At 73.3% G+C, this 13,622-nt stretch carries 10 protein-coding genes and 1 pseudogene; 4 read left to right on the plus strand and 7 right to left on the minus strand.

Going from position 1 to position 13,622, the window contains the following annotated elements; all coding sequences use genetic code 11:
• The first annotated feature begins 6 nt into the window (after positions 1-6).
• Entirely contained in the window at positions 7-1,689 is a 1,683-nt protein-coding gene (locus ACFXPL_RS04345) for a DUF885 domain-containing protein (RefSeq protein ID WP_384912233.1), read from the plus strand.
• A 26-nt stretch (positions 1,690-1,715) separates the two neighbouring features.
• Here ACFXPL_RS04345 and ACFXPL_RS04350 read toward each other — a convergent pair whose 3' ends face one another.
• Entirely contained in the window at positions 1,716-2,120 is a 405-nt protein-coding gene (locus tag ACFXPL_RS04350; protein ID WP_384912236.1) for a GNAT family N-acetyltransferase, read from the minus strand.
• A gap of 56 nt (positions 2,121-2,176) precedes the next feature.
• Here ACFXPL_RS04350 and ACFXPL_RS04355 point away from each other — a divergent pair, with 56 nt between their 5' ends.
• Positions 2,177-3,064 carry an ATP-grasp domain-containing protein gene (locus ACFXPL_RS04355; protein WP_384912239.1) on the plus strand — a complete coding sequence of 296 codons (888 nt, stop codon included), beginning with the start codon at positions 2,177-2,179 and terminating at the stop codon, positions 3,062-3,064.
• Between the two features lie 62 nt (positions 3,065-3,126).
• Here the strand turns inward: ACFXPL_RS04355 and ACFXPL_RS04360 are convergent.
• Together ACFXPL_RS04360 and ACFXPL_RS04365 are read right to left on the minus strand one after the other, a co-directional pair.
• Positions 3,127-3,237: pseudogene (locus tag ACFXPL_RS04360) on the minus strand (3-ketoacyl-ACP reductase); the annotation flags it as partial.
• 224 nt (positions 3,238-3,461) lie between these two features.
• Positions 3,462-4,433: an ArsR/SmtB family transcription factor gene (locus ACFXPL_RS04365; RefSeq protein ID WP_384912242.1), complete on the minus strand. Its 972-nt coding sequence runs from the start codon at positions 4,431-4,433 to the stop codon at positions 3,462-3,464.
• A 59-nt stretch (positions 4,434-4,492) separates the two neighbouring features.
• On the opposite strand from ACFXPL_RS04365, the gene ACFXPL_RS04370 reads away from it, so the two are divergent.
• Entirely contained in the window at positions 4,493-5,713 is a 1,221-nt protein-coding gene (locus tag ACFXPL_RS04370; protein ID WP_384912245.1) for an MFS transporter, read from the plus strand.
• 16 nt (positions 5,714-5,729) lie between these two features.
• Here the strand turns inward: ACFXPL_RS04370 and ACFXPL_RS04375 are convergent, their stop codons facing one another.
• From ACFXPL_RS04375 to ACFXPL_RS04385, 3 genes are all read right to left on the minus strand, one after another.
• Positions 5,730-8,915, minus strand: a complete 3,186-nt coding sequence (locus ACFXPL_RS04375) for an AAA family ATPase (protein WP_384912248.1) — start codon at positions 8,913-8,915, stop codon at positions 5,730-5,732.
• Positions 8,912-10,078 carry an exonuclease SbcCD subunit D gene (locus ACFXPL_RS04380; protein WP_384912252.1) on the minus strand — a complete coding sequence of 389 codons (1,167 nt, stop codon included), beginning with the start codon at positions 10,076-10,078 and terminating at the stop codon, positions 8,912-8,914. Before ACFXPL_RS04380 ends, ACFXPL_RS04375 begins: the two co-directional genes overlap by 4 nt.
• A 126-nt stretch (positions 10,079-10,204) precedes the next feature.
• Positions 10,205-10,840: a YigZ family protein gene (locus ACFXPL_RS04385; protein ID WP_384912255.1), complete on the minus strand. Its 636-nt coding sequence runs from the start codon at positions 10,838-10,840 to the stop codon at positions 10,205-10,207.
• Between the two features lie 306 nt (positions 10,841-11,146).
• On the opposite strand from ACFXPL_RS04385, the gene ACFXPL_RS04390 reads away from it, so the two are divergent.
• Positions 11,147-12,745 carry an MFS transporter gene (locus ACFXPL_RS04390; RefSeq protein ID WP_384912258.1) on the plus strand — a complete coding sequence of 533 codons (1,599 nt, stop codon included), beginning with the start codon at positions 11,147-11,149 and terminating at the stop codon, positions 12,743-12,745.
• A gap of 331 nt (positions 12,746-13,076) precedes the next feature.
• Here ACFXPL_RS04390 and ACFXPL_RS04395 read toward each other — a convergent pair whose 3' ends face one another.
• Entirely contained in the window at positions 13,077-13,493 is a 417-nt protein-coding gene (locus ACFXPL_RS04395; protein ID WP_384912261.1) for a cold-shock protein, read from the minus strand.
• Positions 13,494-13,622: the final 129 nt, after the last annotated feature.

The raw sequence follows: 13,622 nt of genomic DNA on the forward strand, positions 1-13,622 counted from the left end.
GCCGCTATGTCAGACACAGCCGGCAGCGCGCTGCCCCGCCAGGTCGCCGACGCCTACGTCGACGCACTCATCGAACTCGATCCGATCACCGGCACCTATCTCGGCGTGGCGGAGTCCTCCCGCCGTCTTCCCGACTACTCCCCGGCCGGACAGCAGGCCCGCGCCGATCTCGCCCTGGCCACGCTCGCCCGGCTCGACGTGGCCGAGGCGCTGCCGGGTGCGGACAGCGATGCCGAGCGGCGCTGCGCCCGGCTGCTGCGTGAGCGGCTCACCGCCTTCCTCGCCGTCCACGACACCGAGGAAGGACTGCGCGAGGTCAGCAACCTGCACTCCGCCCCCCACTTCGTGCGTGACATCTTCAGCGTGACCCCCGCCGAGACCGAGTCGGACTGGGCGGCGCTCGCCGAGCGGATGCGCGCCGTGCCCGCCGCGCTGGAGGGGTACCGCGCGTCGCTGGCCCTGGGCATCGAGCGCAAGCTGCCGGCGGGACCGCGCGCGACGGCGACCTTCGTCGGGCAGCTCACCGAGTGGGCGGGCGAGGACCGGGGCTGGTTCGAGGAGTTCGCCGCGGCGGGCCCCGACGCGCTCCGTACGGAGCTGGACGCCGCCGCGGGCACGGCGACCGCCGCCGTGGCGGAACTGCGCGACTGGATGCGCGACGTGTACGCCCCCGCCGTCGAGGACGCGCCGGACACCGTGGGCCGGGAGCGCTACGCCCGCTGGGCGCGCTACTACAACGGTACGGACCTGGATCTGGACGAGGCGTACGCGTACGGCTGGTCGGAGTACCACCGGCTGCTCGCCGAGATGAAGGACGAGGCGGGGAAGATCCTGCCGGGAGCGGGCCCCTGGGAGGCGCTGGCCCATCTCGATGTGCACGGCGCGCACATCGAGGGCGTCGACGAGGTGCGGACCTGGCTCCAGAAGCTGATGGACGAGGCGATCGACGCGCTGGACGGCACGCACTTCGAACTCGCCGAGCGGGTACGGCGCGTGGAGTCCCGGATCGCCCCGCCCGGCGGCGCGGCGGCCCCGTACTACACCGGGCCCTCCGAGGACTTCTCACGCCCCGGCCGCACCTGGCTGCCCACCATGGGCGAGACCCGTTTCCCGGTGTACGACCTGGTGTCCACCTGGTACCACGAGGGCGTCCCCGGCCACCATCTCCAGATCGCGCAGTGGACGCACGTCTCCGCGCAACTCTCCCGCTACCAGGCATCGGTGGGGCAGGTCAGCGCCAACTCCGAAGGGTGGGCGCTCTATGCGGAACGCCTCATGGACGAGCTGGGCTTCCTGCCGGACGCGGAGCGCCGACTCGGTTATCTGGACGCGCAGATGATGCGCGCCTGCCGGGTGATCGTGGACATCGGGATGCATCTGGAGCTGGAGATCCCGGCGGACTCCCCGTTCCATCCGGGCGAGCGCTGGACGCCCGAGCTGGCGGAGGAGTTCTTCGGTAACCACAGTGGCCGTCCCGCGGACTTCGTCAGCAGCGAACTGACCCGCTACCTGTCCATGCCGGGCCAGGCCATCGGCTACAAACTGGGTGAACGCGCCTGGCTGCTGGGCCGGGAGAACGCCCGCAAGGCGCACGGCGACGCGTTCGACGCGAAGGCGTGGCACATGGCGGCGCTGTCACAGGGCTCACTGGGGCTGGACGATCTGGTGGACGAACTGTCGAAGCTCTGACCTCTCTGGTACGGCGGAGGCGGGGTTCAGCCGCGTGGCACGAGCGGCATGAGCCCGGCCTCGGTCGGCCGGAAACCGCAGCTCGCGTAGAAGGGCGCCAGCGCCGGCTCGTAGTCGACATGGAGCCAGCGCGCGCCCCGCGCGCACGCCTCCTCCGCCGCGGCCCGTACGAGCCTGCGGCCGAGACCTTGGTGACGCTCGTCGGGGTGGACGGTGGTGTCGAGGATGAAGGCGTGCACACCGCCGTCACCGGCGACATTGACGTAGCCGACGAGCCGCCCGGCGCGCCGGGCCGCCACCCAGACCAGGCTGCGCGCGAGGACCGGCGCGAAGGACGTCGTTCCGTGGCCGGGCCACGACGCGGCGAAGAGTTCGTTCAACTCGTCGTCCGGGAGGGCGGGGCGGATGACGAGTGTGGTGGTCGTGGACATGTTCTCTCCTGCCGAAGGCGTGAAACCCACACGGTGTGAAAGGTCTGGGGGATGCGATGGAAGCCGGTTTCCTGTTCTGCGCCGATCCGCTGCGGGCGGTACGGCCCGATCCGGTGTTCGCCGCGGAGGCGGCACTGGCCCGGTCGCCCGACTCGGCGTTCGCGCTCCTCGGCCATGACGCGCTGCTCTCCGGGGACACGGCGGGCGCGCTGGCGGGGGTGCGGCGCGGCTCGGGACCGTACTGGTACCGGGGTTGGATGATGCCCGCCGCGTCCTACGAGGAACTGGCGCGCGGCATGGAGGTACGGGGCTGCCGACTGCTGACCGACCCCGGTTCGTACCGTCGCGCGCATGAACTCCCCGGCTGGTTCGCGGAGTTCGCCGACCTCACACCGCGGAGCGTCTGGCGGGAGCGGGCGCCGGGCGCGCCCCTGTCGCGGGCGGAACTGACGGAGCTCGCGGCGCCCCTCGGTCCGGGTCCCGGGATCGTCAAGGACTATGTGAAGTCCCGGAAGGACGAATGGGACGAGGCCTGCTTCATCCCCGAACTCACGGACCACACACGGCTCATGGCCGTGGTGGACCGCTTCCTCGCGCTTCAGGAGGACTCCCTCGCCGGTGGGGTGGTGCTGCGCGCGTACGAGCCGTTCGTGCCGGGCGGCGAGGTGCGCGTGTGGTGGGTGGACGGTGAGCCGGTCCTGACCACCGCCCATCCGGACACCCCCGGCAAGCTGCCGGAGCGGGAGCCGGGGCCGGCGCTGGACGCGGTGGCGGCGGCCGTACGGGCGCTCGGCTGCCGGTTCCTGACAACGGATCTGGCGCTGCGGGAGGACGGCGTGTGGCGGGTGGTGGAAGTGGGTGACGGGCAGGTGAGCGGGGCACCGGCCGGGGCGGACCTGAGGGAGCTGTTCGCGGCACTGGCGGAGGCCGGCGCCACGGACTGAGTCGCCCGCGCCGCGGGGCGGCCGTGGTGCGGGGCGCTCCGGCGCGGACCCGGCTGTCCCGTTCAGCGGCGGAACCCGCCCTCCGAGTCGATGACCTGTCCGGTGATCCACGCGGCCTCGTCGGTCGCGAGCCAGGCGATCAGCCGGGCCGGGTCGTCGGGCATCCCCCAACGCGGTACGGCCGCGCAGCGGCAGCGGATCACGGCGGAGGGTCTCCGGGGCAGGCGGTTCAAGTGCGGGCATGGGCGCCCATGGTGGCCGGGCCGGGGGCGGCTGTCATCCGGTTTTCGGCACGCCGGGCGACTGCCGGACCGCTCCCCCGCTGCCCCGGCCCTCCCTGTCGCCTCAGCCTCTCTGTCGCCTCGGCCCTCCCTGTCGCCTCAGCCTCCCCGCTGCCTCAGCCCTCCCGGCCGGCGTTGACCAGGACCTCGCCCGCGTCGGTCCTGAAGTAGAGGACGGACCGCCCGGCGCGGCGGCGTCGTACCAGCCCCGCGTCGTGCAGGACCTTGAGATGGCGGCCCACCGAGCCGAGGCCCTGGCCGGTCAGCGCCACCAGGTGCGTGGTGCTCTTCGGGGTGTCGAGCAGGACGAGGACGGTCGCCCGCGCGGGTCCGAGCAGTGCGCCGAGGGTCTCGGGGACGGGGGTGCGGTCCGCGTCGGCCAGTGCGCCGGAGCAGGGGTAGACCACGGCGTAGCGGTGCGGCGCGTCCCAGGAGACCCAGCCGTTGACCGGCGTCACGGGGACGAACATCAGGCGCGCCCCCGTGAGTTCCCTCGGCGGGTAGTCCCTCGTGTTGAGCTGGAGGCGGCTCTCCCCGAGCCAGCGCAGCTCCGGGCGCATGCCTTCCAGCGCCGCGGTCCAGCCGCCCCGGCCGAGCCGGGCGGTCCGTGCGACGACATCCGCCTCGATGATCCGGCGGCGCCTCGGCCAGGTGGGCAGCACCGTCCGCGTCCATACCCAGGTCAGCGCGTCGGCGGTGCGTTCCGGCAGGTCGGAGCGGTGCAGAAGGGCGGGGAGCGGGCCGTTCAGGGAGACGGTCAGATCGGCGTGTACGGTCGCGGCGGGCGTCTCGCGCACGCGCGCCAGCTCGTCCTCGAACGGCTGGTCGCCGTCGCCGCTGGGGGTGGGCGTGAGGTAGTCCGCGTTCCAGTGACGCCCCAGCGCGGCCCGGACGAGCAGCGCGGTGACCGGGTCGTCGGCCTGACGCGTGCGGTAGGCGAACAGGTGGAGGTCGAGCCAGGCGCGCTCGCCCGGGTGTGCGGCCGTGCCCCGTTCCAGGGTCTTCAGGCTCGCGATCGTCTCGGCGAGGGCGGAGACGACGAAGCGGCTGTCCGCGAGGGTGTCCGCGCTGATCTGCCACCAGCCCATGTTTCGCCTCCCCGCGAAAGAGTAACGGCCCGGCCGCGGACGCCTCGACACTCCCGTTCATGCGTACCTACCGCGAGCTGTTCCGCACCCAGGAGTTCACCCCGCTCTTCCTCCTGTCCGCCGGGCACGTGGGTGCCCAGACCGTGAGCGGTCTGGCGCTGGGCACCCTGATCTACTCGGCGACCGGTTCGCCGCTGCTCTCCGCGCTCGCCATGTTCGGGCCCTCCCTCGCCCAGGTGCTCGGCGCCACCACCCTGCTCTCGGCGGCGGACCGGCTGCCGCCGCGCGCCACGCTGGCCGGGACGTCGCTGCTGTTCGGCCTGGGCACCGCCGCGCTCGCCGTGCCCGGGCCGCCGGTGTGGGCCTCGTTCGCGGTGCTGTTCCTTCTCGGTACGGTCGCCTCGCCGGTCGGCGGCGTACGGTACGGGCTGCTCAACGAGATCCTTGAGCGGGACGGCTATCTGCTCGGGCGTTCCGTGCTCAACATGTGCGCGGGCACGGCGCAGATCGGCGGATACGCTCTCGGCGGTGTGCTGGTGACCACTCTGTCGCCGCGCGGCACCCTGCTCGCGGGCGCCGCCCTCCATCTCGCCACGGCGGTCGTCGCCCGCCTCGGTCTCGGCGGCCGACCGCCGCGGGCCACCGGGCGCCCCTCGGCCGCCGCGACCTGGCGGACCAACGCCCTGCTGCTGTCCTCACGTGCGCGCCGGGCCGTCTATCTCGCGCTCTGGATCCCCAACGGGCTGATCGTGGGGTGCGAGTCGCTGTTCGTCGCCTACGCGCCCCGGTACGCGGGGCTCCTCTTCGCCTGCGCCGCCTGCGGCATGCTCGCCGGGGATGTCACTGTGGGCCGGCTCGTGCCGGCGCGGTGGCGGGGGCGGCTCGGGGTTCCGCTGCTCCTGCTGCTGGCCCTGCCGTATCCGCTGCTCGCCCTGCGTCCGGCGCTGCCGCTGGTGGCGGCGGCCGTGGCGGTGGCCTCGGTGGGGTTCGCCGCGAGCCTGGTCCTCCAGGAGCGGCTGATGTCCCTGACCCCGGGTGAACTGAACGGCCACGCCCTCGGGTTGCACACCTCGGGGATGCTCACGATGCAGGGGGTGGGCGCGGCGCTGGCGGGCGGCGTCGCCCAACTCACCTCCGTACCGGCGGCGACGGCCGTCATGGCGGCGCTCTCCGTCACCGTCACACTGACCCTGGCGCCGGGCCTGCGACGAGAACCGGCGGCCGGCGGTGACACACCACGGCCGGCGACGGCGCCCCGCCCGGGGACCCCGGCCCCGTGAGACCGCCCCGGTCGGCTCACTTCCCCGCGAGGCGCTGCCGCACGGCGGACCCGTGCCGTTCCTTGACGATCTCCAGTTGGGTCGGGATGCGGCGGCGCAGGTCCGCGACATGGCTGACGATGCCGACGCTGCGGTCCCGTTCCCGCAGGGAGTCCAGTACGTCGAGGACCTCGTCCAGGGTCTGGTCGTCGAGACTGCCGAAGCCCTCGTCGATGAAGAGGGTGTCCAGCCGGACGCCGCCGGCCTCGTCCGTGACGACGTCCGCGAGACCGAGCGCGAGCGCGAGGGAGGCGAAGAACGTCTCGCCGCCGGAGAGCGTCGCGGTGTCGCGGGCGCTGCCGGTCCAGGCGTCGACGACCTGGAGCCCGAGCCCGGACCGGCGTTGTCCGCCCACGCGGGCGTCGGTGTGGGACAGCGTGTAACGGCCGGAGGACATGCGCTGGAGACGTACGGTGGCGGCTGCCGCGACCTGTTCGAGGCGGGCCGCCAGGACGTACGACTCCAGGCGCATCCGGCGTTCGTTGTCGGCGGAGGTTCCCGCGGTGAGCCCCGCGAGACGGGCCACCCGGTCGTACTCCTCGCGTACGGGGCCGAGTTCGCGCACCTCGGCCTCGGCCCGCCGCGAGAGCCTGGCGAGCTGGTCCCGGCTCTCCCGGGCGGCGGCGTGCCGGGCCGAGGCGGCGCGCAGGGCGTGTTCCGCGGTGTCGTGGGCGGACTGCGCGGCGCCGTGGTCGGCGGGCGGGCGGGCGGCGGCGTCCCTGGTCCCGGGTTCCGCGAGCCGGTCGGCGACCGCGGCGGCCTCGGCCTGCCACTCGTCGATACGGTGCTGGAACGCGCTCCGGTCGGCAGCGCCGAGCAGGGCCTCGGCGGCGGCTCCCGGGGTGTCGAAGCCGGCCCGGAAGGCGGCCCCCGCGAGGCGCCCGTCGGCTTCCTTGAGACGCAGTGCGGTGGCGTCCGCGACGCGTGCGGTCTCGGCCGCCCCGGCGAGCGACCTGGCACGGCTCGCCAGCTCGGCCACGCGGTCGGCGACGCTCGCGGCCTCTCCTCTGGCGCGGCTCAACTCCGCTCGCAGCTTGCCCTGTTCGCGCTCCAGCGTCTCGCGCTGCGAGGTCCGGGCGGCGGCACGTTGTTCGGCCTGCCGCTGCGCGGCGACCCGGCCCTCGTACTCGCGCTCGGCCCGGGCCAGGGCCTCACGCGCCGCGTGTGCCCCGGCGGCGATCCGGCGCGCCGCAGTGTGTTCGCGGTCCAACCGTTCGGTGAACGCGGCGAGTTCGGCGACGGTGGGGTCCTTGGCAGTGGGGTCCTTGGCTGTGGCGTCGGTGGTGGTGAGGTCCGTGGCGGTGGGGTTCCCGGCGATGGCTTCGGCGATGCCGGGGCCGCCGTCACTGTCGCTGTCCTGGGACGGCTCGGCCGCCTGGGTGCGGGCCGTCGCGTACTGCTCCAGGAGGGTCGTGTGCGCGCGCTCGGCCTCCATCTGGACCTCGTCGCACCGCTGGTACTCCGCCAGCGCGGCGTCCTCCGCCGCCGGATCGACCTGGTCGTCCGTGGGACGCGCGGGGGCGGGGTGCTCGGCGGAGCCGCAGACCTCGCAGGGGGCGCCCTCGGCGAGCCGGGCGGCGAGTTCGGCGGCGATGCCCTTCAGCCGCCGCTCCCGCAGGTCGAGCCAGTCACCGTGGGCGGAGTTGGCCCGCGCGCCCGCGGCCAGGAGTCGCCGCTCGGCCTCCCGTACCCTCCCTTCGAGCGTGTCGCGCCGCTTGGCCGCGGCCAGCCGCCGCACGGCCGGTTCGAGCTGTCCGGCACGCTGCTCGGCGCGGGTGGCCGCCTCCAGGGCCTCTTCCACGCGGCCGAGCAGCGCGCGGCGTTCGGGCTCCCAGCCCGCCAGCCAGCCGGCCGTCTCCTGGAGGATGTCGTCGTCGGCGCGCGCCTGCCGGTCCAGTGCGGCGCGTTCGGCGGTGATCTCGGCGCTGCGGCTCTCCGCGCGGCGGGCCGCGTCGAGGGCGCCGAGTTCCTGGCGTACGGAGCCTGCCAGGGCGGCGAGTTGTTCGGCTCCGGCGTCCGCGAGTTCGGGGGGCAGCGACTTCCGGGTGCGGTCGTGCTCGGCGGACGCGGCACGGTGGGCCTCTTCCGCCTCGTCACGCAGGGCGAGCGCCGGGGCGACCAGCTCCGCCTCGCGGTCGCGCTCCAGCAGCGTACGGGTCTGCTCGTACCCGGGGCGGCGGGCTTCGAGGGCGGTGCGGCGCCGCTGGGCGTCCGCGAACCGCTCCTGGAGTCCGGCGAGTTCACGCGCGGAGTCCCGTACGCTCCGGGCCGTCGCCAACCGGTCCTCCGCCTCGGCGAGGGCCGACGCGGCGATGTCGGCCCGCTCGTGGGCGTCGCAGCGTACGAGCGCCGCCCAGGCGAGCACGGCCGGGGCCGGCTCCACGTCGCCGGGCTGCCGGTCGGGGGGGTGTGGCGCCTCCGTACGCCCTGTCGCGGCCGAACCCCCCTCCGCCGCCTGGGCGATGCGCTGCGCGATACCGAGGAGCCGGTCGTCCCCGGCGCGCACCCGGTGTTCCGCGGCACGGCGCAGCTCGGCCAGACGTTCCTCGACCGCGGCGAACCTGCGGGTGTCGAAGAGCGTGCCGAGGAGTCTGCCGCGCGCCTCGGCGTCGGCGCGCAGGAAGCGGGCGAAGTCACCCTGGGGCAGGAGCACGACCTGGCAGAACTGTTCGCGGCTCATACCGAGGAGCTGGCCGACCTCCTCCCCGATCTCCTGGTGGGAGCGGCTCAGCGCCCGCCATCCTCCGTCGTCGGTACCGGGGTTGGCGTCGGGGCCACCGCCGGGGGTGTCGTCAGGGACGTACTCCCGCAGCCAGCTCTGCGCCTTCTCGGTGGTGAACCCCTTGACACGCTTCTTGGGACGGAGCTGGGCCGGTCGCCGGGTGATCTCCAACCGCCGCCCGCCGACGGTCAGTTCGAGAACGACCTCGGTGACCGTCCCGGTGGGCGCGTGGTCGCTGCGCAGGGTGGTGCCGGGGCTCTGCCGGGCGCCCGGCACGGCCCCGTACAGCGCGTAGCAGACCGCGTCCAGCACGGATGTCTTTCCGGCGCCGGTCGGGCCGTGGAGCAGGAAGAGCCCGGCGCCGGAGAGCGCGTCGAAGTCGACCTCCTGGGTGGTGGCGAAGGGGCCGAAGGCGGTGATCGTCAGCCGGTGCAGTCTCACGGGGCCACCTCGCGCACCGTCGCGTCGACCCGTACGTCGTCGAACGCGCCGCGCAGCACGGTGCGTTCCGGACCGTCGGGCCCCGACCCGCCGCGTACGTGCGCCACGAAGTCCTCCGCGATCTGCTGGTCGGTACGGCCCGCGAGGCGACGGCCGTAGGAGGCGAGCGGATCGCCCTCCGGCCGCTCGGGGTCGAAGACAAGGCTGAGCGTGTACGGGAAACGCTCGGCGAGCCGCGCCATGGGCTCGGCCGGGCGCACGGGGTCGGTGAGGGTCGCCTCCACCCAGGACTCCTCGTGCCGGTCGAGGGCGGGATCGTCGAGCAGTGCGTCGAGCGTCCCGCGGATCCGGGCGAGTGCGCGGGGCACCGGGCAGTCGATCCGCCGCGCCTCGATCCCGCCCTCGGGTCCGAGGTCGACCAGCCACATCGTCTTGCGGTGCGTGGCCTCGGAGAAGGAGTAGGCGAGGGGCGAACCCGCGTAACGGACACGCTCGGTGAGGGTCTGGGAACCGTGCAGATGCCCGAGCGCGACATAGTCGACACCGTCGAAGACGCCGGCGGGCACGGCGGCCACCCCGCCGACGGTGATGTCCCGCTCGCTGTCGCTCGGTGCGCCCCCGACGACGAAGGCGTGCGCGAGGACGACGGAGCGGGTGCCGGACGGGCGGGCGGCGAGGTCGGCCCGTACGCGCTCCATCGCGGCGCCGAGCACCGCCTCGTGCCCGGCCTTGGACGCCTTGAACTCCTCGCGCACCAGAGCCGGTTCGAGATACGGCAGCCCGTAGAAGGCCACCTCGCCGTGGGCGTCCGCGAGCAGGACGGGGGTGGCGCAGCCCGCCGGGTCGGTCCGCAGATGGATGCCGGCGCGCTCGATGAGCCCGGCGCCGACACCGAGCCTGCGGGCCGAGTCGTGGTTGCCGGAGATCATGACGGTCGGCACTCCGGCCTCGGCGAGGCGGTGCAGCGCGCGGTCGAACAGCTCCACGGCGGCGAGCGGCGGTACGGCCCGGTCGTAGACGTCGCCGGCGACGAGGACCGCGTCGACGTCGTGGGTGCGGACCGTCGCCACGAGGTGGTCGAGGAACGCGGCCTGGGCGTCGAGCAGGCTCACGCGGTGGAAGGACCGTCCGAGATGCCAGTCCGACGTGTGCAGAATCCTCAAGAGGGGCTTTCCTCTCGTTCGCGCGTTACGCGCCGTTCATGCCGTTCATGCCGTTCATGCCGTTCGTACTGTCCAACCAGTTCGCACCACGTGCCCGGCACGCCCGGCGCGTGGAGCGCGCGGGGATCACTCCGGGGGTCCATCGCCGTACGCCTCCCCGCCCAGCTCCAAGGCGGCCGTGCCCGCCGTCGTGTCCGCGAGCCAGGCGCGGAACGCGTCGACCTCCGCGTCCGGCAGCCCCAGCTCGATCGTCACCGCCTCCGCGTACCGCACCTCGCGCACCGCGCGTCCCGTGGCGCGCAGATCGTTCTCCAGCCGGCCCGCGCGCTGGTGGCCGACGGTAACGGTGACCTGCCGGTAGCGCCGTCTGGTCCGGGTGCCGAGGGCGTCCAGCGCCTCACCGACCGCTCCCCCGTACGCCCTGATCAGGCCGCCGGCGCCGAGCTTGACCCCGCCGTAGTAGCGGGTGACGACCGCCACCGTGTAGCGCACCTCACGTCGCGTCAGCATCTGGAGCATCGGCGCGCCCGCCGTGCCGCCCGGTTCGCCGTCGTCGCTCGCCCGCTGCACGGCGGCGTCGGCGCCGATCACGTACGCGAAGCAGTGGTGCGTGGCCGTCGGGTGCTCCTTGCGGACGCGCGCGATGAACTCCTGCGCCTCCCCCTCGGTCGCCGCCGGTGCCAGCGCGCAGAGGAAGCGCGACCGGTTGACCTCGGTCTCGTGGACGCCCGCGCGGGCGACGGTCCGGTACTGCTCCTGCATGCCCCCACCCTATGCGGGGCCCGATCGCCCCCTCGACCGACGCCGGGAAGCGCCTTTCGGGCTGCGCGGAACCCCTGTCGGGGCCGGTGCGGGGTCATGAGCGTGCACGGATGCCATGGGTCCGACGACTGTGACCGCCCCGACGGTTCGGTGACGACGGCCGGTGCGCCGCCCTCATCGGGGCGCCCCCTCAAGGGGCGGCTCTCCGCCGGGGCGGCACTCCACCGGGGTGACTCCACCCGCGTCGGCACCCTCCAGAACAGTTCCGTACATAAGTATCGAGAAGGACAAGAAGGGCAGGGCCGCATGACAGTCACGACCACCGACGCGGGCAGAGCCCCGTCGGGCCATCCGCAGCGCTGGCTCATCCTCGGCGTCATCTGCCTGGCCCAGCTCACGGTGCTGCTCGACAACACGGTGCTGAACGTCGCCATCCCCTCCCTCACCCGGGAGCTGGACGCGTCCACCGCCGACATCCAGTGGATGATCAACGCCTACTCCCTGGTCCAGTCGGGTCTGCTGCTCACCGCGGGCAGCGCCGCCGACCGGTACGGCCGGAAGAAGATGCTGGTCGCGGGGCTCGCCCTGTTCGGCACCGGGTCACTCGTGGCCGGGCTGGCGGACTCCTCCGCACAGCTCATCGCGGCGCGTGCGGGGATGGGTGTCGGCGGCGCGCTGCTGATCACCACCACCCTGGCCGTGGTCGTGCAGATCTTCGACGAGCAGGAGCGGGTACGGGCCATCGCGCTCTGGGCCACGGTCAATTCACTCGGCTTCGCCGTGGGGCCGCTGGTCGGCGGGGTGATGCTGGACCACTTCCGGTGGGGCGCGATCTTCCTGATCAACATCCCGGTCGCCGTCATGGGGCTGGCCGCGGTGATCGCCCTCGTACCCGAGTCGAAGACCAAGGAGGGCGACCGTCCCGACCTGGTCGGCGCGCTGCTCTCCACCATCGGGATGACGGGGGTGGTCTACGCGATCATCTCGGGCCCCGAGCACGGCTGGGCGTCGGGGCAGGTCCTGGCCTCCGGGGCTGTCGGTGTGACCGTACTCACCGCCTTCGTGCTCTGGGAGCCGCGTATCCCGTACCCGATGCTGGACATGCGTTTCTTCCGCGACCGGCGGTTCGTCGGGGCCGTGGCGGGAGCGGTCCTGATCGCCTTCGGGATGGGCGGCTCACTCTTCCTCCTCACCCAGCACCTCCAATTCGTCCTGGGCTACGGACCGTTGGAGGCCGGTCTGCGGACCGCTCCGCTCGCGCTGACCGTCGTCGCGCTCAATCTCACCGGGATCGGAGCCCGGCTGCTGCCCCGGCTGGGCACACCGCTCACGATCGCCGTCGGGATGGCCATGCTCTCCGCGGGACTGTCGGCGATCGCCGTGCTGGGCAACCACGCGTATACGGGGATGCTGCTCGGGCTCGTGGTGATGGGCGCCGGCATCGCGTTGGCCACGCCGGCCATGGCCAACGCGATCATGAGCGCGATCCCACCGGAGAAGGCCGGCGTGGGCGCGGGGGTGAACGGCGCGCTCGGCGAGTTCGGCAACGGCCTCGGCGTCGCCACCCTCGGCGCCGTGCTCAACTCCCGCTTCGCCGCTCTCGTCCCAGGTGCGGCGGGAGCGGCGTCACTGCCCACCGTGCTCGCCGGGGCTGACGGCGCGGCGGCGAAGCAGCGCATCGCGGACGGGTTCGCGTCAGGTCTGGAGACCAGCCAGCTCTTCGGCGCGGTCGCGGTACTGACGGGCGGGGTGCTGGCGGCTCTGCTGCTGCGCCGCGCGGAACGGGCCGACGCGGCTCCAGCTACAGACACGGCCACAGCCGCGGGTGCCGACGTAGGAGCGGACGCCGGTACGGACGCCGCTACCGACGCCGGTACCGAGAAGACGAAGGCGCCGAGCGCCTAGGGCACGCACCGCCCCCGGCGGAACGCGCCACGCCACATCACGTACGGCCCGCGGCGGTCAGCCGCTCCGCACCCTCCTCGTCCGAGCAGCCGGTCCAGTCCTGTACGGCGACGGGCAGCCGCAGAGAACTTCACGTTCCTGTCCAGGCAGCGTAACCACCCGGATTCCGCCGTCACCACAGTCTCCGTTGTCGGCAAAAGGCCCCTGTATCGGACCTCGGTGTCGGGGCCCGATACCGGACCCTGTTTCGAGGCCCGATATTCCCGTACGGCAGAAAGCCGCGGAATCACCGGACATCCCGTGATTCCGCGGCCCTCGTGTGCGGCACCGCTCAGGCGGTGACCCAGCCGTGCGCGCGTGCCAGGTCGACGACGCGGGCCCTGACCCTCTTGATCTGGTCGGCCGTCAGAGTGCCGTCCGCCTCCAGCAACGCCTCGGTGAGTTCGCCGCGCAGAGCGTCGACGGTCGACCCGACGCCGTCCGCGGTCTGGTACGTCACCGGGCTCGATGCCCGGTCGCGCTCCGGGCGGCGCTGCGAGGGCTGGTGGATGAGCCGGATCTCGGACGCCTTCGGCCCCTTGTCCCCCATCTCGACGAAGAACTCGACCTCGCGGCCGGCCTGGTAGAGGTACTTCTCGTCCAGCAGGTCGTTCGCGTGCATGAAAACGTCGTCACCTCCCTCGTTCGGGATGATGAACCCGTACCCGCGCGTCTCGTCGAACCGCTGGATCTTTCCTGTCCTCAGCACAACCACACCTCCACACGAACCAATACCTCATACACCTGTACACCTCGGACGTCCAGAACTCGTAGAAGCCGCGCAGCACGGCGTTGCTGTGCCGGATCGTGCGCGGCTTGCAGAGGTCGTCCAGGTACG

The sequence above is a fragment of the Streptomyces sp. NPDC059092 genome, assembly GCF_042756365.1.
GTDB lineage: Bacteria > Actinomycetota > Actinomycetes > Streptomycetales > Streptomycetaceae > Streptomyces.

Coding starts and splice junctions, on each gene's coding strand:
- ACFXPL_RS04345 (WP_384912233.1), top strand. CDS start 7: ATGTCAGACACAGCCGGCAGCGCGCTGCCCCGCCAGGTCGCCGACGCC.
- ACFXPL_RS04350 (WP_384912236.1), bottom strand. CDS start 2,120: ATGTCCACGACCACCACACTCGTCATCCGCCCCGCCCTCCCGGACGAC.
- ACFXPL_RS04355 (WP_384912239.1), top strand. CDS start 2,177: ATGGAAGCCGGTTTCCTGTTCTGCGCCGATCCGCTGCGGGCGGTACGG.
- ACFXPL_RS04365 (WP_384912242.1), bottom strand. CDS start 4,433: ATGGGCTGGTGGCAGATCAGCGCGGACACCCTCGCGGACAGCCGCTTC.
- ACFXPL_RS04370 (WP_384912245.1), top strand. CDS start 4,493: ATGCGTACCTACCGCGAGCTGTTCCGCACCCAGGAGTTCACCCCGCTC.
- ACFXPL_RS04385 (WP_384912255.1), bottom strand. CDS start 10,840: ATGCAGGAGCAGTACCGGACCGTCGCCCGCGCGGGCGTCCACGAGACC.
- ACFXPL_RS04390 (WP_384912258.1), top strand. CDS start 11,147: ATGACAGTCACGACCACCGACGCGGGCAGAGCCCCGTCGGGCCATCCG.